Origin of the sequence: Streptomyces sp. NPDC016562 (genome assembly GCF_043076955.1) — a bacterium.
Classification (GTDB): Bacteria; Actinomycetota; Actinomycetes; order Streptomycetales; family Streptomycetaceae; genus Streptomyces.
Map to the genome: position 1 here is coordinate 42,837 of NZ_JBIBRZ010000002.1, position 22,827 is coordinate 65,663.

Sequence of the window (22,827 nt, forward strand, 5' to 3'; positions counted from 1 at the left end):
GGCCGACAGAAACGATTCCGGCGGTGATCCGCTTACGGATGACTACCAGACGAGACCCTCAGTGGTGCAGGATCTTCGACAGGAAGTCCTTGGCGCGGTCACTGCGCGGGTTGCTGAAGAACTGCTCGGGGGTGGCCTCTTCGACGATCTTCCCGTCGGCCATGAAGACGACCCGGTTGGCCGCGGAGCGGGCGAAGCCCATCTCGTGCGTGACGACCACCATCGTCATTCCCTCCCGGGCGAGCTGCTGCATGACCTCCAGCACCTCGTTGATCATTTCCGGGTCGAGAGCCGAGGTCGGCTCGTCGAACAGCATCACCTTCGGCTCCATGGCCAGCGCGCGGGCGATCGCCACGCGCTGCTGCTGGCCGCCGGAGAGCTGCGCCGGGTACTTGTCGGCCTGAGAGGCGACGCCGACCCGCTCCAGCAGGGCCACCGCCTTCGCGTGGGCGGTGGCGGAGTCGACCTTGCGGACCTTGAGCTGGCCCAGCATGACGTTCTGCAGCACCGTCTTGTGCGCGAAGAGGTTGAACGACTGGAAGACCATGCCGACGTCGGCGCGCAGCCGGGCCAGTTCCCTGCCCTCCGAGGGCAGTTCCTTGCCGTCGAGCGTGATGGTGCCCGAGTCGATCGTCTCCAGCCGGTTGATGGTCCGGCACAGCGTGGACTTGCCCGACCCGGAGGGGCCGATCACCACGACCACCTCACCGCGGGCAATGCTCAGATCGATGTCCTGAAGCACGTGCAGCGCGCCGAAGTGCTTGTTGACGTTGCTCAGTACGACCAGGTCGTCCGCGGTACCGGCCGCGTCCTGCACGTCCTTGGTCACTGATACTCCGCTCATCGGCTTCTAGCTCCGTCCTCCTCGGTTGGGAGGACAGTAGTGACGAGATGCGCACAGCGTCATCACATCTGAGGGAGAATTGAGCATAACGATCCGGCCTCCCCCGGATACGCTCCGTACGCGGTGCGGCGTGGTCGACTATGAACGTGTACCGGGTCCATAACGGAAGGCGCGTCGGAGCGGAACCCGCTTGACGTGGCAGTCCGTATCGGCGTGGATGCAGGGTGGCCCCGCACGGGCGGCCACGGAGCGCGCCCGACGAGCGGGCCGGCCGGACGGCCGAGTACCACGACGGCACCAGAGCGAGAAGGGGAGAGGGGGACGACATGAGACTGCTGCTCGTCGAGGACGACGACCACGTCGCCGCCGCCCTGTCCGCGATCCTCGCGCGGCACGGCTTCCAGGTCACCCACGCCCGCAGCGGCGAAGAGGCCCTGCAGGCGCTGCTCCCCGCCGGCGCCCCGCCCACCGCCGCCTCCCCCTACGGGGTGATCCTGCTCGACCTCGGCCTGCCCGACCAGGACGGCTACGAGGTGTGCGGCAGGATCCGCAAGCGCACCACCACCCCCGTGATCATGGTGACCGCGCGGGCCGACGTACGCTCCCGCATCCACGGCCTGAACATGGGCGCCGACGACTACGTCACCAAGCCGTACGACACCGGCGAGCTCCTCGCCCGCATCCACGCGGTCGCCCGGCGCACCGGCGCCTCCGAGGAGGCGGCCGCCACGGGTGCGCCCGACACGGTCCGCCTCGGCCCCGTCAGCATCGAGCTGCCCACCCGCCGGGTCAGCGTGGACGGCACCGACGTACCGCTCACCCGCAAGGAGTTCGACCTGCTGGCCCTGCTCGCGCAGCGGCCCGGCGTCGTCTTCCGCCGCGAACAGATCATCAGCGAGGTGTGGCGCACCAGCTGGGAGGGGACCGGGCGGACCCTGGAGGTCCACGTGGCCTCGCTGCGCTCCAAGCTGCGCATGCCCGCCCTCATCGAGACCGTCCGCGGGGTGGGCTACCGGCTCGTCGCCCCGGCGGCCCCCTAGGGGCCCTCCGCCGTGCGCGCCCGCCTGCTCCCCCTCCTCGTCGTCCTGATGGCGGGCACGCTGCTCGCACTCGGCTTCCCGCTCGCCGTGAGCCTGGCCGCCGGACAGCAGCAGCGGGTGGTGGTCGACCGCATCGACGACACCGCCCGCTTCGCCGCCCTCGCCCAGTTCGTCATCGACGCCGAGGGCTCCGGATCCACCGGCGCCGGCGAGCGCCGCGAGATGCTCCAGCTCGAACTCGCCCGCTACCAGGAGCTGTACGGCATCCGCGTCGGCATCTTCCTGCGCGACGACAACGCCATGGCCCGGTCCCCCAGCTGGTGGGAGCTCCCCGAGGCGGGAGAGGGCCGCCGCGCCTTCGAGGAGGCGCTCGCCGGGCGGCGCAGCCACGATCCGCCGCAGGTGTGGCCGTGGCAGACCCACGGCAAGCTCCTCGTCGCCTCGCCCGTCGTCCTCGACGGCGACGTGGTCGCGGTCGTCGCCACCGAATCGCCGACCGACCTCATGCGCGGCCGGATCCTGGAGGGCTGGCTGCTCATCGCGGGCGGGCTCTCCGCCGCGATGCTGGTCGCCTTCGGCGCCGCGCTGCGGCTCACCAGCTGGGTGCTCAAGCCCGTGCGGACCCTGGACGCGGCCGCCCACGGCATCGCCACCGGGCGGATGAACTCGCGCGTCGCCGCCGCCGGCGGACCGCCGGAACTCCAGCGCCTGGCCGCTTCGTTCAACGAGATGGCCGACAACGTCGAGGAGGTGCTGGAACAGCAGCGGGCGTTCGTCGCCGACGCCTCCCACCAGCTGCGCAACCCGCTCGCCGCGCTGCTCCTGCGCATCGAGCTGCTCGCGCTCGAACTGCCCGAGGGGAACGCGGAGATCGCCTCGGTCCGCACCGAGGGCAAGCGCCTGACCCAGGTCCTGGACGACCTGCTGGACCTGGCGCTGGCCGAGCACGCCTCCGCCGAGATCAGCCTCACCGACATCGGGGCGCTCGCCGACGAACGGGTCGCGGCCTGGCGCCCGTACGCCGAGGAGAAGGGCGTACGGCTCACCCGCACGGGCCGCGCCGCCGCCACCGGCTGGGCCGACCCCATCGCCCTGTCCAGCGCGCTCGACGCCGTCATCGACAACGCCCTGAAGTTCACTCCTACGGGCGAAGAGGTCGAGGTGTCGGTCTCCGTGTCGGGGCGCGGCGTCGAGGTGGTCGTCGCCGACCGCGGTCCCGGCCTCACCCCGGACGAGCTGCTCCGCGTCGGCGACCGGTTCTGGCGCAGCGGCCGCCACCAGAACGTCAAGGGCTCCGGCCTCGGCCTGTCGATCTCCCGCGCGCTGCTCGCCGCGGGCGGCGGGTCCCTCTCGTACGAGACGAACCCGCCGCACGGGCTGCGGGTGACGGTGGCCGTGCCGCGCACCGAACCCCACGCGCCCTGACCGCTCCGGGCCGCTACCAGGCGAGGCGGACGCGGGCCGGGGCCGAGACGGCGTACAGCTCGTCGACGGCCCGCACCTCGAAGACGGCCTCCCGCTCCCGCCCTGCGCGCGGGACGGCGGGGAGGTGGAGCGCGGCCGCGCAGGTGCCGCCGAGGAAGCGGCGTGCGCCGCCCGGAAGGACGCGCGACACCTCGTAGTGCCGGACCGGCCCGGCCGCCCGCCGCCACGACAGCCGCAGCCACGCCACGTCATCGCGCCGGACCGAGGCGCTCACGCCCGGCGCCAGGGGCGGGGCCGGGCGCCCGGTGCGGGTCTCGTCGCGCACCGACAGGGCTCCCAGCCGCCACGCCACCGGCTCGCCGCCGCGCGCGGTGATCCGTACGGCCAGGGCGTAGGCGGTGCGCCCCGCCAGGGACGCGAGCGGGGCCCGCGCCCTGCCCCAGCCGCGCCCGCTGCCGGTGCGCGTGGTCTTGATCCAGGTGTACGGCACCGGCTCGCCGGGGGCTTCGGGCTCGCGGGTGGCCACCCCGACCTCCACCGCGACCGGGCCCGACGCGGCGGCGTGGACCAGCTCCACGACCGTACGGCGGGTCAGCGGCAGCCGCGTGCAGTGCAGGCCGATGACCGCGGGAGCGGTCAGGGCGCCCTCGACGAGCAGACTGGAGCCCCCGCGCCAGGCGTCCGCGAAGTCCAGCCCGACCTGCGGGCGCCGCCCGGCGCTCTCCACGGCCCAGCGGCGGCCCGGGAGCCGGTCCTGGAGGCCGAGGTGGTTCCACGGCGCGTCGGAGACGACCTCGCCCTCCTCGTACCAGCGCAGCCCGTGCCCGGTGTTGAAGGAGCAGGCGAAGGGCAGCCCGGCCACGGTGGACCGGTCGGCGACGGCGGTGGCGGGGGCCCGCCAGCGGGACTCCGGCGCGGGCCGGGACGGGTCCAGGGACTCACCCGTCCAGAACCGGTCGTCGGCGCGGTGGAAGGCGCCGGGGGAGCGGTCGGTGAGGTGGTTGCGGGTCCACTCGGGCCGGTAGAAGCCGTAGCTGACGACGTGGTCCCGGTCCCTCGGGACGATCGCGTCCCAGCGGACCGCGGAATCCCAGCCGTGGGACTCGGTGTCGACGGCCGCCCACAGTTCGTGCCGGGAGCGGCCCAGCCGGTCGGCGAGCGCGCCCGAGGCGGCCAGGGTGTCCGGGGTCCAGCGGAAGTCCACGAACACGCTGTCCGCGACCCTCCCGGCCCGGTCCTCGAAGAACTCCTGATTGAGCGCGTTGAGGGCGCCCTGCCAGCCCACCCGGCCGGTGCAGTTCATGGCGTCGTACCAGGTGATCCGCAGGCCGTGCGGGGCGCCCGCCGCCCGCAGGGCCCGCAGGAACTCCCGCATCCGGGTGGCGAGCGCGCTGTCCCCGCCGTCCGTCTCGGCATTGACGAACCAGCCGTCGAATCCGTACGTCCGCGCCACCCGCACGAGCTGGTCGGCGATCGGGAAGCGGCCGTCGGAGTCCCGTTGGACCAGGTCGCGCGTCCACTGGAGGTCGCCGCCGTAGGCGACGGGCGGCAGGAACACGTTGCCCAGCACCCGCACCCCGTGCCGGTGGGCCGCGTCGACCACGGGCGCGTTCGGGGCGAGCACGATCCCCTCGCCGGCGGAGCCGCCCCAGAAGACGAGCTCGTCGATGTACGCCCAGTGCGTGAGCGCGTAGTAGTCGGCGGTCGCCGAGCCCTGGGCCGGATTTCCGGCGGTCGGGCCGAAGGAGACCAGGGAGGCGATCCGGGCCTGGCCGGCGCGGGCCTCCCGGTTCGCCGGGACCGGCGTGAACCGCTGCGCCAAGGGCACGGTCGCGGTGTTGTGGGCGAGGTCGGGGTCGCTCTCGGGAGTCCACTGCTTGAGCGAGCGCCACACGATCCCGGGGCCGGGGGTCCCCTGCGGGAGGGAGTCGGGGAACCAGTACGAGGCGTACGGGGCCAGGTCGGCCGGGGTCGCGGGCGCGGCCTGGGCGGCCGAGGCGGGCGGGAGGAGGCCGGGCGCGCCCAGCAGGGCGGCGGCCCCGGCACCGGCCCCGGCGGCCAGCACGGTGCGCCGGGCCGGTGGCCGTATCGCGGTCGGAGGGTGCGGGGTACGAGCGTCGACGCCGTCGTCGTTCTCGGACATGCGGGCTCCTGCGGAGGAGAGGCGGTCGGGACGGAGGACAGGGCGGTCGGACGGAGGGGAGGCGGTCGGGACGGGTGGACTGATCAGCTGACGTCGTGCACGCGCAGCACCTCCGTGATGCCGCGCGCGGTGAGGTGCGCCGGGTCCTCGGCGAGCTCGGCCAGGACCACCGCGGGCCGGACCCCGTCCGCGGTGAGCGCCGCCCAGGCCTCGAAGAACGCGCCGCCCGGAGCGCACACCGACCGGCCGGGCGCCTCCTCGGCGGGGCCCACCTCCACCACCAGCGCGGTGGACCGTACGGCGGGCCGGTGCGCGCGCCCCCGCCACTCCTCGGCGAACCGGGCGACGGCGGCGCCCGCCGGCTTGGTCCGGCGGTCGTTGGTCAGCAGGCCGAGGCCGTACTCCAGCGCCGGGAAGTCCGCGAGCTCCCGGGACACGTCGTGCGAGCACCACCAGGTCACGCCCCACAGGTCCGGGCAGTCCAGGGCCGCCGCGAGCGTGGCCTCGGTGAAGCGGACCGCGTGCCGCGGCCCGATCAGCGGCGCCGGGACGCCGACCTCCTGGAGCCACACCGGACGGTGCGGGTCCGCGGCCCAGGCCTTGGAGAGCTCGATCAGATACGCGGCGTGGTGCTCGGTGGCCGTCCCGTCCGGGCCGTGGCGCTGCGCGGTGCCGTTGAACACCCAGGAGTGCACGGCGGTGGCCGCACCCAGCCGGGCCGCCTGGGCCGGGGTGAAGGGGTGCCCGTCCTGGTACCAGGCGGCGTCGTACTCGGCGTGTACGTGGAGGCGGCCGGGCGCGCCCCGCTCGCACGCGGCGAGCATCCGGCCCAGCCAGCGGGCGGCCTGGTCGCGCGTGGCCGGGTCGGGGTCGGGGTGCGGGGTGCCGGAGAACTGGTTGACCTCGTTGCCCACCGTCATGCCCAGGAAGGCGGGCCGGCCGGCGAGGGCCGCGGCCAGCGTGCCCAGGTAGGCCTCCTGCGCGGCGACCACGTCCGGGTCGGTGAAGAGGTTGCGCCGGTGCCAGGTCCGGGTCCAGGCGGGGAGGAAGTCGAAGCTCGACAGATGGCCCTGCAAGCCGTCCACGGCGACGTCCAGTCCGCGTTCGGCGGCCGCGTCGACGAGCGCGACGAGCTGTTCGACGGCGCGCGGCCGGATCAGGGTGCGGTTCGGCTGGAAGAGCGGCCACAGCGGGAAGACGCGGACGTGGTCCAGCCCGAGGGCGGCGATCGAGTCGAGGTCGGCTCTGACCTCGTCGAGGTCGAAGTCCAGCCAGTGGTGGAACCAGCCGCGGGTCGGCGTGTAGTTGGCACCGAAGCGGAGCGCGTCAACGGGCACAGGACGTCCTGGAGTTCTGGGGCTCTGGAGTAATGCACCGGGTGGGCACAACCTGCCGGGGCGGTCGGGGAAAGTCAACAGGGCCTCCAGAGCCCGTACTTATGCGCTTCAGCCCAGTTGACACAAGGGTTCTTCCCGTCAGATGCTGCGTGACTAATGCGCTTTAGCGTGGAAAGGGTCAGCGGAATTGCGGGCCGCCGGGAGCGGCACCGGGCGGCGGGTGGCCGCTCCGGCCGGGCGCGGGATCCCGTACGGTCCGGCCGTCGCAGTCCGCACCGAAGGATGAATGAGGCAGGCCATGGCCCGCAGACCCACCATCAAGGACATCGCCCGCCGGGCGGGGGTGTCGCAGAGCGCCGTGTCCTTCGCGCTCAACGACCGGCCCGGCGTCTCGCAGGACACCCGGGCCCGGATCCGCCGCGTCGCCGAGGAACTCGGCTGGCAGCCCAACAGCGCGGCCCGCGCCCTGTCCGGCGAACGCTCCGGAGCGGTCGGCCTGGTCCTCGCCAGGCCCGCGCACACCCTGGGCGTCGAGTCCTTCTTCCTCCAGCTCGTCTCCGGCATCCAGGAGGTGCTCTCGGCCGCCCGAACCGCCCTGCTGTTCCAGGTCGTCGAGGACATCGACGCCGAGTGCGCGCTCTACCGCCGCTGGTGGGCGGAGCGGCGGGTGGACGGCGTGCTGGTGGTCGATCCCCGGACCCAGGACCCCCGCCCGGCCCTGCTCACACAGCTGGGCCTGCCCGCAGTCAGCATCGGCGAGGGCGCGGCCTCCGCGGACCCGGCGCTCTCGACCCTCTCCCCGGACCCGGCCCTCTCCCCGGACCCGACCCTCTCCGCGGTGCGGGCCGACGACGCGGGGGCCATGGTGCAGGTCCTGGACCACCTGTACGGGCTGGGCCACCGCCGGATCGTCCACGTCGCCGGGCTGCCCGGCCTCGCCCACACGGCCCGCCGCATGGAGTCCCTGCGGGCCGAGGCCGCACGGCGCGGGCTCGGCTCCGACCGGGTGCGCTCGGTGGTCACCGACTACTCCGACGCCGAGGGCGCGGCGGCCACCCGCCGGGTCCTGGCCGAGCCGCAGCCCCCCACCGCGCTCGTCTACGACAACGACGTGATGGCCATAGCGGGCAGCGCGGTCGCCGCCGAGCTCGGCATCCCCGTGCCGGGCCGGCTGTCGATCGTGGCCTGGGACGACTCCGCGCTCTGCCGGGTCACCCACCCCCGGCTCACCGCCCTGGTGCGCGACACCGCGGGCTTCGGCCGGCTCGCCGCCGAGGAACTCCTCGCCGTCCTCGCCGGAAGCCCCGCCGGGGTCCGCACGAGCGAGCGGCCGCGACTGGAGCCTCGCGAGAGCACGGCGCCGCCCCCGGCGCATACTGAATCCTGACCCCCTCCTGGAGCCGCCACCGTGATCACCCCCACCGCCCCGTTCCCCGCACCCGGGGCCGTCGCCGCGCCCGCCGGCCTGACGGTGGCGATCGACATCGGCGGTACGAAGATCGCCGGTGCGCTGGTGCACCCCGACGGCACGATGACGGCCACGACCCGCCGCCCGACGCCCCGCGGGGTGGACGCGGACGCGGTCATGGCCGCGGTCGGGGAGGTCGTCGCGGACCTGGCGGACTCGCCGCTGTGGCCTTCGGCGGTCCGCTGCGGGATCGGCAGCGCCGGCCCGGTGGACACCTCGCGGGGCACGGTCAGCCCGGTGAACATCGGTGCGTGGCGGGCCTTCCCCGTCCAGGAGCGGGTCGCGGCGGAGCTCGCCGCGCGCGGGGCCGAGCTCCCTACCGTGCTGGCCGGTGACGGCGTGGCGATGACCGCGGCCGAGCACTGGCTGGGCGCCGCCCGGGGCCATGCGAACGCGCTCTGCATGGTGGTCTCCACGGGCGTCGGAGGCGGCCTCATCCTGAACAACCGGCTCCACCCGGGCCCCACGGGCAACGCCGGGCACATCGGCCACATCAGCGTGGCCTTCGACGGCGCAGGCGAACCGTGCGCCTGCGGCGGCCGCGGCTGCGTCGAGTCGATCGCCTCCGGCACGGCGATCGCCCGCTGGGCCCTGGCCCAGGGCTGGACCCCGGCGCCGGGCGGGGAGGGCTCAGGCAACGGCCGTACCCCCGCCGCCGCCCGCAACCCCTCCCGTACGGGGGACGCGACCGCCGCGGGCGTGGCCGCTGCGGCCGCCGCCGGCGACCCGATCGCCCTGGCCGCCTTCGACCGCGCGGGCCGCGCCCTGGCCGCCGCCATCGCGGCCACCGCCACCCTCGTCGAGACGGACATCGCGGTCATCGGCGGCGGGGTCGCCGCCGCCGGCGACACCCTCTTCACCCCGATCCGCACCCACCTCGCGGACTACGCCAGGCTCTCCTTCGTCCAGGAGCTCCGCGTCGTACCGGCCGCCCTGGGCACCGACGCGGGACTGATCGGGGCGGCCGCGGCGGCCGCGATGCTGCTGCCGCACACCCCTTCGGCGTGACCGTCAGGCGTCGTGACCGTCAGGGCTTGACGGACCGGTAGTACCGGCGCGCGCCCTCGTGCAGGTCCAGCGGCTGCGTGTAGATCGCGGTCCGCAGGTCGACCAGCTGCGCGGCGTGCACCTCGCGCCCGACGCGGTCGCGGCTGAGGATCACCGTCCGCGTGAGCAGCTCCGTCAGCCCGGCGTCGGTCCCCTCGGTGGTCACCAGCAGGTTCGGCACGGCCACGGTCGTCACCGCGCTGGTGTTGCGCGCCCGCGCGTACGCGTCCTGCGGCATCACCGCCGTGCGGTAGTAGCCCGCGGCGCTGCCGCCCCGCTGGAGCGGCTCCACCAGGTCGCCGAGCTGCACGAGCCGGATGTCGAACCGCTCCGACAGCTCGCGCACCGCGTTGGTGGGCAGCCCGCCGGACCAGAAGAACGCGTCGATCCGGCCCGCCTCCAGCTCACCCGGCATGGTGTCGATGCCGATGGAGACCGGCGTGATGTCCAGGGTCGGGTCCAGTCCGGCCGCGACCAGCAGCCGCTCGGAGACGAGCCGCACCCCGGATCCCGGCTGCCCGATGGCGACCCGCTTGCCCCGCAGGTCACGCGCCGACTGCACCGGGGACCCGGCCGCCACCACCAGCTGCACGTAGTCGTCATAGAGCCGGGCGCAGCCGCGCAGCCGCTCCGCGCCGGGCTTCCCGTCGTGCTGGTACTGGGCGACCGCGTCCGCCGTCGCCACCGTGAAGTCGGCCTCGCCCGAGGCGACCCGCTGCAGGTTCTCCCGCGAGCCCTCACTCGTCTTCAGCTCTACGTCCACCCCGGGCACGTCCCGCTTGAGCGCCTGCTCCAGCAGCTGTCCGTACCGGTGGTAGACCCCGGTCCGCGCCCCGGTGCTGAAGGTCAGCTCGCCCCGCAGCTCCCGGTCCCCGAAGGGCCCCAGCCACCAGATCAGCAGACCGAGCACGGCGAGTGCGGCCGCCACGACCCGCAGGGCGTGGCGCCTGCTGACACGGGGCGGTACGAGAGGCATGGCCGCGATCCTGCCACCCGCCCGCCGTCCTGTCACGGCGTGAGCCGCCCGGGGGACCGGAGGCCTTCCGCGCACCGCCTACCCTTGTTCCATGACCAGCAGCGACCGGAGCCAGGCAGTGGACGTGAAGCGAAGCTACGAGGTGCGCACCTACGGGTGCCAGATGAACGTGCACGACTCGGAGCGGCTCTCCGGTCTGCTGGAGGACGCAGGCTACGTCCGGGCGCCCGAGGGCTCCGACGGCGACGCCGACGTCGTGGTCTTCAACACCTGCGCCGTCCGCGAGAACGCCGACAACAAGCTGTACGGCAACCTCGGCCGGCTCGCCCCGATGAAGACCAAGCGCCCCGGCATGCAGATCGCCGTCGGCGGCTGCCTCGCGCAGAAGGACCGCGACACGATCGTCAAGAAGGCCCCCTGGGTCGACGTCGTCTTCGGTACGCACAACATCGGCAAGCTCCCCGTGCTGCTGGAGCGCGCCCGCGTCCAGGAGGAGGCGCAGGTCGAGATCGCCGAGTCGCTGGAGGCCTTCCCCTCGACGCTGCCGACCCGCCGCGAGTCCGCGTACGCCGCCTGGGTCTCCATCTCCGTCGGCTGCAACAACACCTGCACCTTCTGCATCGTCCCGGCGCTGCGCGGCAAGGAGGAGGACCGCCGCCCCGGCGACATCCTCGCCGAGGTGGAGGCCCTGGTCGCCGAGGGCGTCTCCGAGATCACCCTGCTCGGCCAGAACGTGAACGCGTACGGCTCCGACCTGGGCGACCGCGAGGCCTTCAGCAAGCTGCTGCGCGCCTGCGGGCAGATCGAGGGCCTGGAGCGGGTCCGCTTCACCTCCCCGCACCCGCGCGACTTCACGGACGACGTGATCGCGGCGATGGCCGAGACCCCGAACGTGATGCCGCAGCTGCACATGCCGCTGCAGTCCGGCTCGGACCCGATCCTCAAGGCGATGCGTCGCTCATACCGCCAGGAGCGCTTCCTCGGCATCATCGAGAAGGTCCGCGCGGCGATCCCGCACGCCGCGATCTCCACCGACATCATCATCGGCTTCCCCGGCGAGACCGAGGAGGACTTCCAGCAGACGATGCACGTGGTGCGCGAGGCCCGCTTCGCGAACGCCTTCACCTTCCAGTACTCCAAGCGCCCCGGCACCCCCGCGGCCGACATGGACGGGCAGATCCCCAAGGAGGTCGTGCAGGACCGCTACATGCGCCTGGTCGCCCTCCAGGAGGAGATCTCCTGGGAGGAGAACAAGAAGCAGGTCGGCCGCACCCTGGAGGTCATGGTCGCGGAGGGCGAGGGCCGCAAGGACGGCGCCACGCACCGCCTGTCCGGCCGCGCCCCCGACAACCGCCTGGTCCACTTCACGAAGCCGGAGGCGGAGGTCCGACCGGGTGACGTGGTCACCGTGGACATCACCTACGCCGCCCCGCACCACCTGCTGGCCGAGGGCCCGACGCTGACCGTACGCCGCACCCGCGCCGGTGACGCCTGGGAGAGGCGCAACGCCGCCCCGGCCCAGCCCGCCGGTGTCATGCTCGGCATCCCGACGCTGGGCGTTCCGGCCCCCCTGCCGGCGGCGACCTCGGGCTGCGCGGCGCCCCGGTAACCCTGCCGTACGCATGCGGCCGGGCGCGGGCGTCCTTGAACGCCGAGCCCCCCTCGCCCGCGCCGCGCTGGCGTTAGGCTGCGGATCATGCTCGTAGCCGCTGCCGTCTGTCCCGCCCCGCCCCTGCTCGTGCCGGAGGTCGCCGCGGGGGCCGCCGCCGAACTCGGCGACGCCCGCACCGCCTGCTCCGACGCGCTGGCGGTGCTCGCCGCGTCCCGGCCCGACCTGCTCGTCGTGGTGGGGGCCGCCGAGGAGGAACAGGCCGGCGCCTACCTCCAGGGCGCCCGCGGCACCTTCCGCGGCTTCGGCGTCGACACCGAGGTCCGGCTCGGGGAGGGCGAGGAGGGGCCGCGCCCGCTCCCCACCTCGCTGGCCGTGGGCGCCTGGCTCCTAGGGCACGCCCGGTGGGGCGCCGCCCCGCTGGAGGGCCTCGCGATCGACGCCTCGCTGGACACCGCGCGGTGTCTGGAGGCGGGCCGGGAGATCGCCGAGGGAGACGAGCGGATCGCGCTGCTGGTGATGGGCGACGGCAGTGCCAAGCGGACCCTGAAGGCCCCGGGCTACCTCGACGAGCGCGCCGCCGCCTTCGACGCCGCCGTCGGCCGCGCGCTGGCCGCCGCCGACGTGGCCGCCCTCGCCGCGCTGGACCCCGCCCTCGCCGCCGAGCTCCAGGCCGCCGGGCGGGCCCCCTGGCAGGTGCTGGCCGGCGCGGCCCGGGGAGCGGGCCTCGACGGGCGTCTGCTGTGCGAGGAGGCCCCGTACGGCGTGGGGTACTTCGTGGCCGTCTGGTCCTGACGGGACGCCGTTCCTCACAGCGAAGGGGCGCGGGAGCGGCCTCAGCCGCTCCCGCGCCCCTTCCGGGACCGCGTCAGGAAGCTGCCGGCGGCGTCGGCCCGCCGGGGGTGTCCTTGTGCGCGATCTTGCCCAGGGCGTCCTTCGCCTTGCCCGTGCCGCTCGTGATCCGGTCGCTGTACTTGCCGTGGGTCTTGGAGTCCACGGCCTTGGCCACCTTGTCCAGACCCTCGGCGATCTTGCCCTCGTTCTTCTGGGCGAGGTCGCCGACCTTCTCCTTGGCGGGAGCGAGCTTGGCCTTCAGATTGTCGAGCAGGCCCATGGGTCACCTTCCGTTGGCGGTCGCTACGTACGGGCGCCCTCGCCGGCTTCGCTGTCCGCGGCCACCTCGGCCGACTGCTGCTTGGGGATCTCCACGGACTCCGCCGTGGAAACCTCCGCAACAACCGGGTCGGCCTCGGCCTCGTCGGCCGTAGCGGACTCCGCCGTCACGTCCTCGGCCACGACCTCCTCGGTCGCAACCTCGTCCTTACGACGAAAAAACCGATCAAAAACGCCCATGTCTACTCCTGTAACGGTACCCGCGTGAGTGAAGTTCCGCCTTGGCCGGACCGGCCTCCACCGGGCATGCGAGGGGCGTGCGCCGGGCCGGAACCTCGCCAGGGCAACGACCCCGCCCCCGACCCGTCACGTAACTCGATCGGGTACACCCCGTGGGGTTTGCGAGACTGGGGCCGTGAGGAAAGCAGCCCCCGCAGCGCGGGTCATCGCCGTCGTCGGTCCCACCGCGGCAGGAAAGTCCGACTTGGGCGTCGCCCTGGCCCGCCATTTCGACGGCGAAGTCGTCAACGCCGACTCCATGCAGCTGTACCGGGGGATGGACATCGGCACCGCCAAGCTGACGACCGAGGAGCGCGGCGGAGTCCCGCACCACCTCCTCGACATCTGGGAGGTCACCGACACCGCCAACGTCGCCGAGTACCAGCGCCTGGCCCGCCGGGAGATCGACCGGCTCCTCGCCGAGGGCCGTACGCCGGTCCTCGTCGGCGGATCCGGCCTGTACGTCCGCGGCGCCCTCGACGTCATGGAGTTCCCCGGCACCGACCCCGAGGTCCGCGCCCGGCTGGAGGACGAGCTCACCCTGCGCGGCCCCGGCGCCCTGCACGCGCGGCTCGCCGCCGCCGACCCGGCCGCCGCCCGGGCGATCCTGCCCAGCAACGGCCGCCGCATCGTCCGCGCGCTGGAGGTCATCGAGATCACCGGCCGCCCCTTCACCGCCAACCTCCCCGGCCACGAGTCCGTCTACGACACCGTCCAGATCGGCGTCGACGTCGCCCGGCCGGAGCTCGACGAGCGGATCGCGCTGCGGGTGGACCGGATGTGGGAGGACGGGCTGGTGGACGAGGTCCGCGCGCTGGAGGCCCGGGGGCTGCGGGACGGAATCACCGCCTCCAGGGCGCTCGGCTACCAGCAGGTGCTGGCCGCCCTCGCCGGGGAGTGCACCGAGGACGAGGCCCGGGCGGAGACGGTCCGCGCGACCAAGAGGTTCGCCCGCCGCCAGGACTCCTGGTTCCGCCGCGATCCGCGCGTGCACTGGCTCAGCGGGGGCGTCGCCGACCGGGGGGAACTCCCCGGACTCGCGCAGTCGTTGGTCGAACGAGCGGTCACAGCCTGATCACGTGATGGCATCGGGACGCCCCGGGCGCCCGTAGTGGGGCCGGGGGCGTGCCATCATCAAACTCAGGCAGGTGCGGTCACCTGCGGTGAACGGCGGCGTACTGAGTCCGAGTGGGGAGGGCGCGTGGCGATGGAGGCCGGCCCTCGCGACACCGGGCGGGACGAGACCCGGCGGGAAGCGGACCCGACGCTGCTCGACGGGACCGACGGACCCGCAGGTCTCGGGCTGCCCGCCGACCCCGCGCGCCTGACCACCGACGGCCCGGACACGCCGGACTCGGCCGAGGCCGAGGCCGCCGCGGGTCCCGAGTTCGAGGTCGAGCTGCGCCCGCAGCGCCGCCTGCGGCTGTGGCAGATCGCCCCCATCGTGATGCTCGCGGCCGCCGGTTCGCTGATGTTCGCCTTCCCCCTCGCCTTCGAGTTCGGCGACGGCGGAGCCGTGGTCGCCATGCTCGGCTTCCTCATCAGCAGCTGCGCCGGGGGCTGGGGCATGATGGCCGCCCGCCGCGTGGGCTACACGTGGCCGGGGCTCCCGGCCCGGGGGAGCGGCCGCCGCCCCGACTGGCGCCTGGCCGCGCTGTACGCCGTGGTGGTGCTGACCGTCGTCGCGCTCGCCGTGTACCGGGTCGCCCGGCTCCGCTGACCGCCCACCGGACGGTTCCGCGCCCGTGAGCAGGGGCTCGGTACCATGAACCGGTGACGCAGACCAGCCTCTCCTTCCTCAAGGGCCACGGCACCGAGAACGACTTCGTGATCGTCCCGGACCCCGACAACGCCATCGAGCTGCCCCCGACGGCCGTCGCGAAGCTCTGCGACCGCCGTGCGGGGATCGGCGCGGACGGCGTCCTGCACGTCGTCCGGTCCGCCGCGCACCCGGAGGCGGCGCACCTGGCCGAGGAAGCCGAGTGGTTCATGGACTACCGCAACAGCGACGGCTCCGTCGCCGAGATGTGCGGCAACGGCGTGCGCGTCTTCGCCCGCTACCTCCAGTACGCCGGCCACGTCGAGCCCGGAGACCTCGCGGTCGCGACCCGCGGCGGCGTCAAGCGGGTCCACCTCGACAAGAGCGGCGACGTCACCGTCTCCATGGGCCGGGCCGAGTTCCCCGAGGGCGAGGTCACGGTCGGCGTCGGCTCCCGCACCTGGCCCGCGCGCAACGTGAACATGGGGAACCCGCACGCGGTGGCGTTCGTTGAAAGCCTCGACGACGCCGGGACTCTGTACACCGCCCCCGAGTTCAGCCCGGCGTCCGCCTACCCGACCGGGGTCAATGTCGAGTTCGTCGTCGACCGCGGCCCGCGTCACGTCGCCATGCGCGTCCACGAGCGCGGCTCCGGCGAGACCCGCTCCTGCGGCACCGGCGCGTGCGCCGTCGCCGTGGCCGCCATCCGCCGCGACGGCGCGGACCCGGCCACCACCGGCGAACCGGTGACCTACACCGTCGACCTGCCCGGCGGCACCCTGGTCATCACCGAACACCCCGACGGGCGGATCGACATGACCGGACCGGCCGTGATCGTGGCCACGGGGGAGTTCGACGAAGCCTGGCTCACCGAAACGGCTTTCGGCTGAAGCTTCCCTCTAATGGGTGATCCGTTTCACGCTGAGCGAGAGGTGGACTGCGCCACGTGGTGGGGTCGGTAACATCAGGCACCGGCCCTGAGGGCTCACCCCATGCCCGCCACCGCCGGTCGAAGCCGCCGGAGGTGCCCATGAGTGCAGAGGCCACGAACCCCGAAGCACACCCCGAAGCGCCCCCTGAGCTCCGCAGACGTGGCCGGACCAGGCTCGATCTGCGCCGGCTCGGGCGCGCGGCCCTGCTCGGGCCCACGTCCCGCGACCGGCTCCCGGACGCGATCGGCCATGTCGCGGAAGCGCATCGCGCCCACTATCCGGACGCCGATATGTCCGTTCTGCGGCGCGCCTATCTGCTCGCGGAGACCTCGCACCGCGGTCAGATGCGAAAAAGTGGTGAGCCGTACATCACACATCCCCTCGCCGTCACCCTGATCCTTGCCGAACTCGGCGCCGAGACCACGACGTTGACGGCGTCTCTGCTCCACGACACCGTCGAGGACACCGATGTGACCCTCGATCAGGTCCGTGCGGAGTTCGGTGACGAGGTCTGCTTCATCGTCGACGGCGTCACCAAGGTGGAGAAGATCGACTACGGCGCCGGCGCCGAGCCGGAGACCTTCCGCAAGATGCTCGTCGCCACCGGCAACGACGTCCGCGTGATGTCCATCAAACTCGCCGACCGGCTGCACAACATGCGCACCCTGGGCGTGATGCGCCCCGAGAAACAGGCCCGCATCGCCAAGGTCACCCGGGACGTCCTCATCCCGCTCGCCGAACGGCTCGGCGTCCAGGCGCTCAAGACCGAACTGGAAGACCTCGTCTTCGCGATCCTGCACCCCGAGGAGTACGAGAGCACCCGCGCGCTCATCGCAGCGCACACCGGCGAACGCGACCCGCTGCCCGCCATCGCCGACTCCGTACGGGCCGTCCTGCGCGAGGCCGGCATCGCCGCCGAAGTACGGGTCCGGCCCCGGCACTTCGTCTCCGTGCACCGGATCGCCCGGACGCGCGGCGAACTGCGCGGCTCCGACTTCGGCCGCATCCTCGTCCTCGTCGGCGAGAACGCCGACTGCTACGGGGTCCTGGGCGAGCTGCACACCTGCTTCACCCCGGTGGTCTCCGAGTTCAAGGACTTCATCGCCACCCCGAAGTTCAACCTCTACCAGTCCCTGCACACCGCCGTCGCCACGCCCGAGGGCCACGTCGCCGAGGTCATCGTGCGGACCCGGCAGATGCACCGCGTCGCGGAGGCCGGGGTGGTCGCCCTCGGCAACCCGTACGCCACGGGAATGCCCGACCCCGCCGCCGACCCGGACGAGGAGCGGGTGGACCCCACCCGGCCCGGCTGGCTGAACCGGCTGCTCGACTGGCAGCAGTCCGCGCCCGACCCCGACACCTTCTGGAGCGTGCTGCGCGCGGAGCTGGCACAGGACCGGGAGATCACCGTCTTCCGGGCGGACGGGGGCACCCTGGGCCTGCCCGCCGGAGCCAGCTGCATCGACGCCGCCTACGCGCAGCACGGCGAGGCGGCCCACGGCTGTATCGGCGCCCGGGTCAACGGGCGCCTGACCTCCCTGTCCTGCGTACTGTCCGACGGGGACACCGTGCAACTGCTCCTCGCGCACGACGCCACCTCGGGACCGGCCGCCGAATGGCTGGACCACGCGCGGACCCCCGCCGCCCGGCTCGCCATCAGCACCTGGCTCGAAGCCCACCCCGGCCGGGCGATGTCCACCACCACCGCCGCACGGGCGCCGCTCTCGGTGATCGGGGCCCGCGGCGGCGGGGCCAACGCCGTCGCCGACCTGCCCGGCGCGCCCGTGCGGCTGGCCGGCTGCTGCACGCCGGTGCCGCCGGACGCCGTCGCCGGATTCGTGGTCCGGGGCGGCGCCGTCACCGTGCACCGCATCCACTGCGCGGCGGTGGCGCAGATGCGCGCGGTGGGCCGCACCTCCGTCGCCGTCCACTGGCGGGCCACGGCGGACTGCCGGGTCACCCTGCTCGCTGAATCGTTCGGCCGCCCGCACCTGCTGGCCGACCTGACCGAGGCCATCGCCCGGGAGGGGGTCGAGGTCGTCTCCGCGACCGTGGAACCCCCCGTCGAGCAGCGGGTCCGGCACAGCTACACCCTCCAGCTGCCCGACGCGGCCGGGCTGCCCGCGCTGATGCGGGCGATGCGGGACGTGCCGGGCGTGTACGACGTCAGCCGGGTCTAGTGCTGTGACCGAAAAGGGCCTCCGCGTGTCACCGGGCGGCGCCGGAAGGTCCCGTTCGGGTGGACCCGTCGCGCGCCGTGCGCGGCCGTGCGGCGGGCGCTGGTAAGCGGTGGGGGATGCAGCTCTCCTCCGCGCGCCTGCGCGCCGCCCTGCTCGCCGCGGCCTCCCTGACCCTCGTAGCCGCCGTACTGCCCCCGCCGAAGCCGCTGGGCATCGGCGACCGGCTCTTCCCCGAGCTCGGGAACCCGGGCTACGACGTCCTCTCGTACGACCTGTCCTTCACCTACAAGGACAACCGGACCCCGCTCGACGCGGTCACCGTGATCGACGCCCGGGCGCTGGAGCCGCTGGAGCGCATCAATCTGGACTTCACCCACGGCGCCGTCGCGTCCGCCGAGGTCAACGGGAAGCCGGCACGGTTCGAGAGCGCGGGGGAGGACCTCGTACTGACCCCCGCGCAGCCGGTCCTGCACGGCATGCCGCTGCACATCACCGTCCGGCACACCAGCGACCCGCGCGGGCGCGGGGACGGCGGCTGGGTGCCCACCGAGGACGGCCTGGCCATGGCCAACCAGGCGGACGCCGCCCACCGGGTCTTCCCCTGTAACGACCACCCCGCCGACAAGGCGTTCTTCACCTTCCGCATCACCGCCCCGGCCGGGCTCACGGCCGTCGCCAACGGGACGCCCGCGCTCCCCGCCCTGCGCTTCGGTCCCTCGACGACCTGGACGTACAAGACCCGGCACCCCATGGCCACCGAGCTGGCCCAGGTCTCCGTCGGCCGCTCCGCCGTGGTCCACAGCACCGGACCGCACGGGCTGCCCCTGCGGGACGTGGTGCCCGCCGTCGACCGCGAGAAGCTGGAGCCGTGGCTGAAGAAGACCGCGGGCCACGTGGCGTGGATGGAGGAGCGCGTCGGCCGCTACCCCTTCGAGAACTACGGCGTACTGATCGCCCGCGCGTCCACCGGCTTCGAGCTGGAGACGCAGACCCTCTCCCTCTTCGAGCGGAGCCTGTTCGCGGGCGAGGGCTACCCCGAGTGGTACGTCGAAGCCGTGATGGTCCACGAGCTCGCCCACCAGTGGTTCGGCGACAGCGTCACCCCGCGGACCTGGTCCGACCTGTGGCTCAACGAAGGACACGCCACCTGGTACGAGGCCCTGTACGCGGACGGGCTCGGCAAGTACTCCCTGGAGCGGCGCATGCGCGAGGCGTACCAGCGCTCCGACCAGTGGCGCGCGGCGGGCGGGCCCCCGGCCGCCCCCAAGGCCGCCGCACCCGGCGAGAAGATCGGGCTGTTCCGGCCGGTCGTCTACGACGGAGCCGCACTGATCCTCTACGCGCTGCGCCAGGAGATCGGCGTCCAGGCCTTCGACCGCGTCGAGCGGCGCTGGGTCACCGAACACCGGGACGGCGTCGCCGGCACCGACGACTTCGTACGTCTGGCCTCGCAGGAGGCGGGCCGCGACCTGACGGCCTTCCTCACGCCCTGGCTGTACGGGAAGACGACCCCCGCGATGCCGGGGCACCCGGAGTGGAGCGGGACCGGACCCGCCCGATAAAGCGTGTGACCGGCGGGCAGCGGGCATGTCACCATCGACGGGCCGTTCGGGGAATCCCCGGACGATGTGACACGTTGGACAGGACAGTCAATGTGACACTGCTATTCGAATCGACGTAAGGATCCAATGACCTCCTCTTCTTCCCCTTCCCAGGACGCGCGGGACGCACAGGACACCCAGGACGTGCGCGACGCGCAGAGCTTCACCGAGAGCCTTCGGGCCGATGCCCTGATGGAAGAGGACGTCGCCTGGAGCCACGAGATCGACGGAGACCGGGACGGCGAGCAGTTCGAACGCTCGGAGCGCGCGGCCCTGCGCCGCGTGGCCGGCCTCTCCACCGAGCTCGAAGACGTCACCGAGGTCGAGTACCGCCAGCTGCGCCTGGAGCGGGTCGTGCTCGTCGGTGTCTGGACCTCGGGCACGGTGACCGACGCGGAGAACTCCCTCGCGGAGCTCGCCGCACTCGCCGAGACGGCGGGCGCCCTCGTGCTCGACGGTGTGATCCAGCGCCGCGACAAGCCCGACCCGGCCACCTTCATCGGCTCCGGCAAGGCGCGCGAGCTGCGTGACATCGTCATGGAGAGCGGCGCCGACACCGTCGTGTGCGACGGCGAGCTCAGCCCCGGCCAGCTCATCGCCCTCGAAGACGTCGTCAAGGTCAAGGTGGTCGACCGCACCGCCCTGATCCTCGACATCTTCGCCCAGCACGCCAAGTCCCGAGAGGGCAAGGCGCAGGTCGCGCTGGCGCAGATGCAGTACATGCTGCCGCGCCTGCGAGGCTGGGGTGCCTCGCTGTCCCGTCAGATGGGTGGCGGCGGCGGTGGCGGCATGGCCACCCGAGGCCCCGGTGAGACCAAGATCGAGACGGACCGGCGACGGATCCGCGAGAAGATGGCGAAGATGCGCCGGGAGATCGCGGAGATGAAGACCGGCCGCGACATCAAGCGGCAGGAACGGCGCCGCAACAAGGTGCCCTCGGTCGCCATCGCCGGCTACACCAACGCGGGCAAGTCCTCGCTGCTCAACCGCCTCACGGGCGCGGGCGTGCTGGTGGAGAACGCGCTGTTCGCCACCCTCGACCCGACCGTGCGCCGGGCCGAGACGCCGAGCGGCCGGGTCTACACCCTGGCCGACACGGTCGGCTTCGTCCGGCACCTGCCGCACCACCTGGTCGAGGCGTTCCGCTCCACCATGGAGGAGGTCGGCGACTCCGACCTCATCCTGCACATCGTGGACGGCTCGCACCCCGCGCCGGAGGAGCAGCTGGCAGCGGTGCGCGAGGTGATCCGCGAGGTCGGTGCGGTGAACGTGCCGGAGATCGTGGTGATCAACAAGGCGGACGCGGCTGATCCGCTCGTCCTGCAGCGGCTGCTGCGGATCGAGCGGCACTCCATCGCCGTCTCGGCGCGGACGGGCCAGGGCATCGAGGAACTCCTCGCGCTCATCGACTCCGAGCTGCCGCGGCCCGAGGTCGAGGTGGAGGCCATGGTCCCGTACACGCGGGGCTCGCTGGTGGCCAAGGCGCACGCCGAGGGCGAGGTGATCTCCGAGGAGCACACCCCGGACGGCACCCTGCTCAAGGCCCGGGTCCACCAGGAGCTGGCGGCGGACCTGGCTCCGTACGCGCTCGCCAAGCGGTGAGTCCGACCCAGCGGTGACGACGGAGGCCCCCTGCGCTGCGCAGGGGGCCTCCGTCGTCGTCAGTACTGCCTGCCGTGAGAGTCAGCTACTTGAACTTGCGGCTGACGGCGTCGAAGACGCCCTTCGCCTCCGGACCCAGCCGGGGTCCAGCCAGCCACCCCGCCTTGGCCGGGCCGATCGAGGTGTTCGACACCAGCGCCGGCTTGCCGTCGGCGCCCGCCGCGACCCAGCCGCCACCGGAGGAACCGCCGGTCATGGTGCAGCCGATGCGGTACATCGCCGGGTCGGTCGCGTTCAGGGACAGACGGCCCGGCTTGTCCGTGCACTGGAAGGCCTTCTGGCCGTCGAACGGAGCCGCGGCCGGGTAGCCCGTCGCCGTAATGCTCGCGATCTTCGCCGCGGCCGGAGCGGCGAACTCCACCGGAAGCGCCGAACCGACCGTCTCCTCCAGGGACTTCCCACTGCCCTTCTCGGGCGTCACGTGCAGCACGGCGAAGTCGTACGGGGCGCCCGCGCCGCCGGTCGGACCGCCCGTCGCGATCCACTGGTCGGAGGTCTGCGCCCAGTCGCTCCACCAGACGCCGTACGGAGCCACCTGCTCGCGGGGCGCGCCCTTGAGCTGCGCCGACGGCTTGCCCGCGTTGTTGTAGGACGGGACGAAGGCGATGTTGCGGTACCAGCCGCCGGACTTGCCCGCGTGCACGCAGTGGCCGGCCGTCCAGACCATGTTGGACTTGCCGGGGTGCGCCGGGTCCTTGACCACGGTCGCCGAACAGACCATCGACCCCTCGGGACCGTCGAAGAACACCTTGCCGGACTCGGGCACGCTCTGGTGGTAGGGCGGGTTCGCCGCCTTGGCCGTCACCGGCGCCGGGGTCGGGTCGGAGGCGCCCTGGTCCTTGCCCGCGTCCGGGTCGACGGCCGGGCGCTGCGGCTGCTCGGCGTCACGCATGCGGTCCGGGTCCCACAGGTCCTCGATGATCGGGTTGATGTAGTCGCCCGCCTCGCGCAGCCAGTCCTCCTTCTTCCAGTTCTTCCACGCACCCCCCTTCCACTTCTCCAGGTCGATGCCGTGGGCCTTGAGCTTGTCCCTGAGCTGGTCCGGGATCTTGATCCCGTCCGTGCCCGGACTGGTCGCCGCCACGGTCGGCTTGGCGTCGCCGCCGGCCTCCCCGTCGCCGGGGCCGCAGGCCGCTGCGGTCAGCGCGAGCGCGGCCGCGCACAGGATCGCGGTGACCGGTCGGATCGGTCGCATGTCGTTCGTCCCCCTGGTGGTGTCAAGGCGTGGAGTGCAGCCCCCCACTATGCCGCTGCCGCCCAGGACGACACAGGCCGGGGGCGCGGTTCCTCGCTCCCCGCCCTTACGGGGCAAGGATCTTGGCCCCACCCGTGATCCGTCGCCGTCACCGTCGTTGGTACGTACGGGGGACGGGGGCAGCGTTCGTGTTCGAGGCGCAATCCGGAAGAGCAAT

19 protein-coding genes are annotated in these 22,827 nt (G+C 73.3%); 12 read left to right on the forward strand and 7 right to left on the reverse strand.

Going from position 1 to position 22,827, the window contains the following annotated elements:
• Positions 1–58: 58 nt before the first annotated feature.
• Positions 59–844, reverse strand: coding sequence for an amino acid ABC transporter ATP-binding protein (locus tag ACF059_RS08270; RefSeq protein ID WP_366867881.1), 786 nt, complete (start codon positions 842–844; stop codon positions 59–61).
• Between the two features lie 326 nt (positions 845–1,170).
• Between ACF059_RS08270 and ACF059_RS08275 the strand changes: the two genes are divergently transcribed.
• Positions 1,171–1,884, forward strand: coding sequence for a response regulator transcription factor (locus ACF059_RS08275; RefSeq protein WP_361949382.1), 714 nt, complete (start codon positions 1,171–1,173; stop codon positions 1,882–1,884).
• Between the two features lie 12 nt (positions 1,885–1,896).
• Complete coding sequence (locus ACF059_RS08280) at positions 1,897–3,309, forward strand: ATP-binding protein (protein ID WP_392053237.1); 1,413 nt, start codon at positions 1,897–1,899, stop codon at positions 3,307–3,309.
• A 13-nt stretch (positions 3,310–3,322) separates the two neighbouring features.
• On the opposite strand, the gene ACF059_RS08285 is transcribed toward ACF059_RS08280, so the two are convergent.
• Both ACF059_RS08285 and ACF059_RS08290 read right to left on the reverse strand, forming a co-directional pair.
• Positions 3,323–5,452 carry an endo-beta-N-acetylglucosaminidase gene (locus ACF059_RS08285; protein ID WP_392053239.1) on the reverse strand — a complete coding sequence of 710 codons (2,130 nt, stop codon included), beginning with the start codon at positions 5,450–5,452 and terminating at the stop codon, positions 3,323–3,325.
• Between the two features lie 83 nt (positions 5,453–5,535).
• Positions 5,536–6,789 carry a glycosyl hydrolase gene (locus ACF059_RS08290; RefSeq protein WP_392053243.1) on the reverse strand — a complete coding sequence of 418 codons (1,254 nt, stop codon included), beginning with the start codon at positions 6,787–6,789 and terminating at the stop codon, positions 5,536–5,538.
• Between the two features lie 298 nt (positions 6,790–7,087).
• Between ACF059_RS08290 and ACF059_RS08295 the strand changes: the two genes are divergently transcribed.
• Both ACF059_RS08295 and ACF059_RS08300 read left to right on the forward strand, forming a co-directional pair.
• Positions 7,088–8,176, forward strand: a complete 1,089-nt coding sequence (locus ACF059_RS08295; protein ID WP_392053246.1) for a LacI family DNA-binding transcriptional regulator — start codon at positions 7,088–7,090, stop codon at positions 8,174–8,176.
• A 21-nt stretch (positions 8,177–8,197) separates the two neighbouring features.
• The gene (locus ACF059_RS08300) at positions 8,198–9,265 is read left to right on the forward strand and encodes an ROK family protein (protein WP_392053249.1); all 1,068 of its coding nucleotides are present in this window, start codon (positions 8,198–8,200) and stop codon (positions 9,263–9,265) included.
• A 19-nt stretch (positions 9,266–9,284) separates the two neighbouring features.
• Here ACF059_RS08300 and ACF059_RS08305 read toward each other — a convergent pair whose 3' ends face one another.
• Positions 9,285–10,280, reverse strand: coding sequence for a TAXI family TRAP transporter solute-binding subunit (locus ACF059_RS08305; protein ID WP_392053252.1), 996 nt, complete (start codon positions 10,278–10,280; stop codon positions 9,285–9,287).
• 91 nt (positions 10,281–10,371) lie between these two features.
• On the opposite strand from ACF059_RS08305, the gene miaB reads away from it, so the two are divergent.
• Entirely contained in the window at positions 10,372–11,889 is a 1,518-nt protein-coding gene (miaB, locus tag ACF059_RS08310) for a tRNA (N6-isopentenyl adenosine(37)-C2)-methylthiotransferase MiaB (protein WP_366867875.1), read from the forward strand.
• Between the two features lie 87 nt (positions 11,890–11,976).
• Positions 11,977–12,684 (forward strand): class III extradiol dioxygenase subunit B-like domain-containing protein, encoded by a 708-nt coding sequence (locus ACF059_RS08315; RefSeq protein ID WP_392053255.1) that lies wholly within the window; start codon positions 11,977–11,979, stop codon positions 12,682–12,684.
• A gap of 73 nt (positions 12,685–12,757) precedes the next feature.
• Here the strand turns inward: ACF059_RS08315 and ACF059_RS08320 are convergent, their stop codons facing one another.
• Positions 12,758–13,003 (reverse strand): antitoxin, encoded by a 246-nt coding sequence (locus ACF059_RS08320; protein WP_361949358.1) that lies wholly within the window; start codon positions 13,001–13,003, stop codon positions 12,758–12,760.
• A gap of 23 nt (positions 13,004–13,026) precedes the next feature.
• Complete coding sequence (locus tag ACF059_RS08325) at positions 13,027–13,242, reverse strand: gliding motility protein (RefSeq protein ID WP_361949356.1); 216 nt, start codon at positions 13,240–13,242, stop codon at positions 13,027–13,029.
• 175 nt (positions 13,243–13,417) lie between these two features.
• Between ACF059_RS08325 and miaA the strand changes: the two genes are divergently transcribed.
• From miaA to hflX, 6 genes are all read left to right on the forward strand, one after another.
• Positions 13,418–14,356, forward strand: coding sequence for a tRNA (adenosine(37)-N6)-dimethylallyltransferase MiaA (miaA, locus tag ACF059_RS08330; protein ID WP_366867871.1), 939 nt, complete (start codon positions 13,418–13,420; stop codon positions 14,354–14,356).
• A gap of 132 nt (positions 14,357–14,488) precedes the next feature.
• Positions 14,489–15,001, forward strand: coding sequence for a hypothetical protein (locus tag ACF059_RS08335; RefSeq protein ID WP_392056520.1), 513 nt, complete (start codon positions 14,489–14,491; stop codon positions 14,999–15,001).
• Positions 15,002–15,054: 53 nt separating this feature from the next.
• Positions 15,055–15,930, forward strand: a complete 876-nt coding sequence (gene dapF / locus ACF059_RS08340) for a diaminopimelate epimerase (RefSeq protein WP_392053258.1) — start codon at positions 15,055–15,057, stop codon at positions 15,928–15,930.
• A gap of 140 nt (positions 15,931–16,070) precedes the next feature.
• A complete protein-coding gene (locus ACF059_RS08345; protein WP_392053261.1) occupies positions 16,071–18,152 on the forward strand; it encodes a RelA/SpoT family protein in 2,082 nt (693 codons plus the stop codon).
• A 116-nt stretch (positions 18,153–18,268) separates the two neighbouring features.
• Complete coding sequence (locus ACF059_RS08350; protein WP_392053264.1) at positions 18,269–19,714, forward strand: M1 family metallopeptidase; 1,446 nt, start codon at positions 18,269–18,271, stop codon at positions 19,712–19,714.
• Between the two features lie 126 nt (positions 19,715–19,840).
• Entirely contained in the window at positions 19,841–21,355 is a 1,515-nt protein-coding gene (gene hflX, locus ACF059_RS08355) for a GTPase HflX (RefSeq protein WP_392053267.1), read from the forward strand.
• 85 nt (positions 21,356–21,440) lie between these two features.
• Here the strand turns inward: hflX and ACF059_RS08360 are convergent, their stop codons facing one another.
• Entirely contained in the window at positions 21,441–22,610 is a 1,170-nt protein-coding gene (locus ACF059_RS08360; protein WP_392053270.1) for a trypsin-like serine peptidase, read from the reverse strand.
• Between the last annotated feature and the right edge of the window lie 217 nt (positions 22,611–22,827).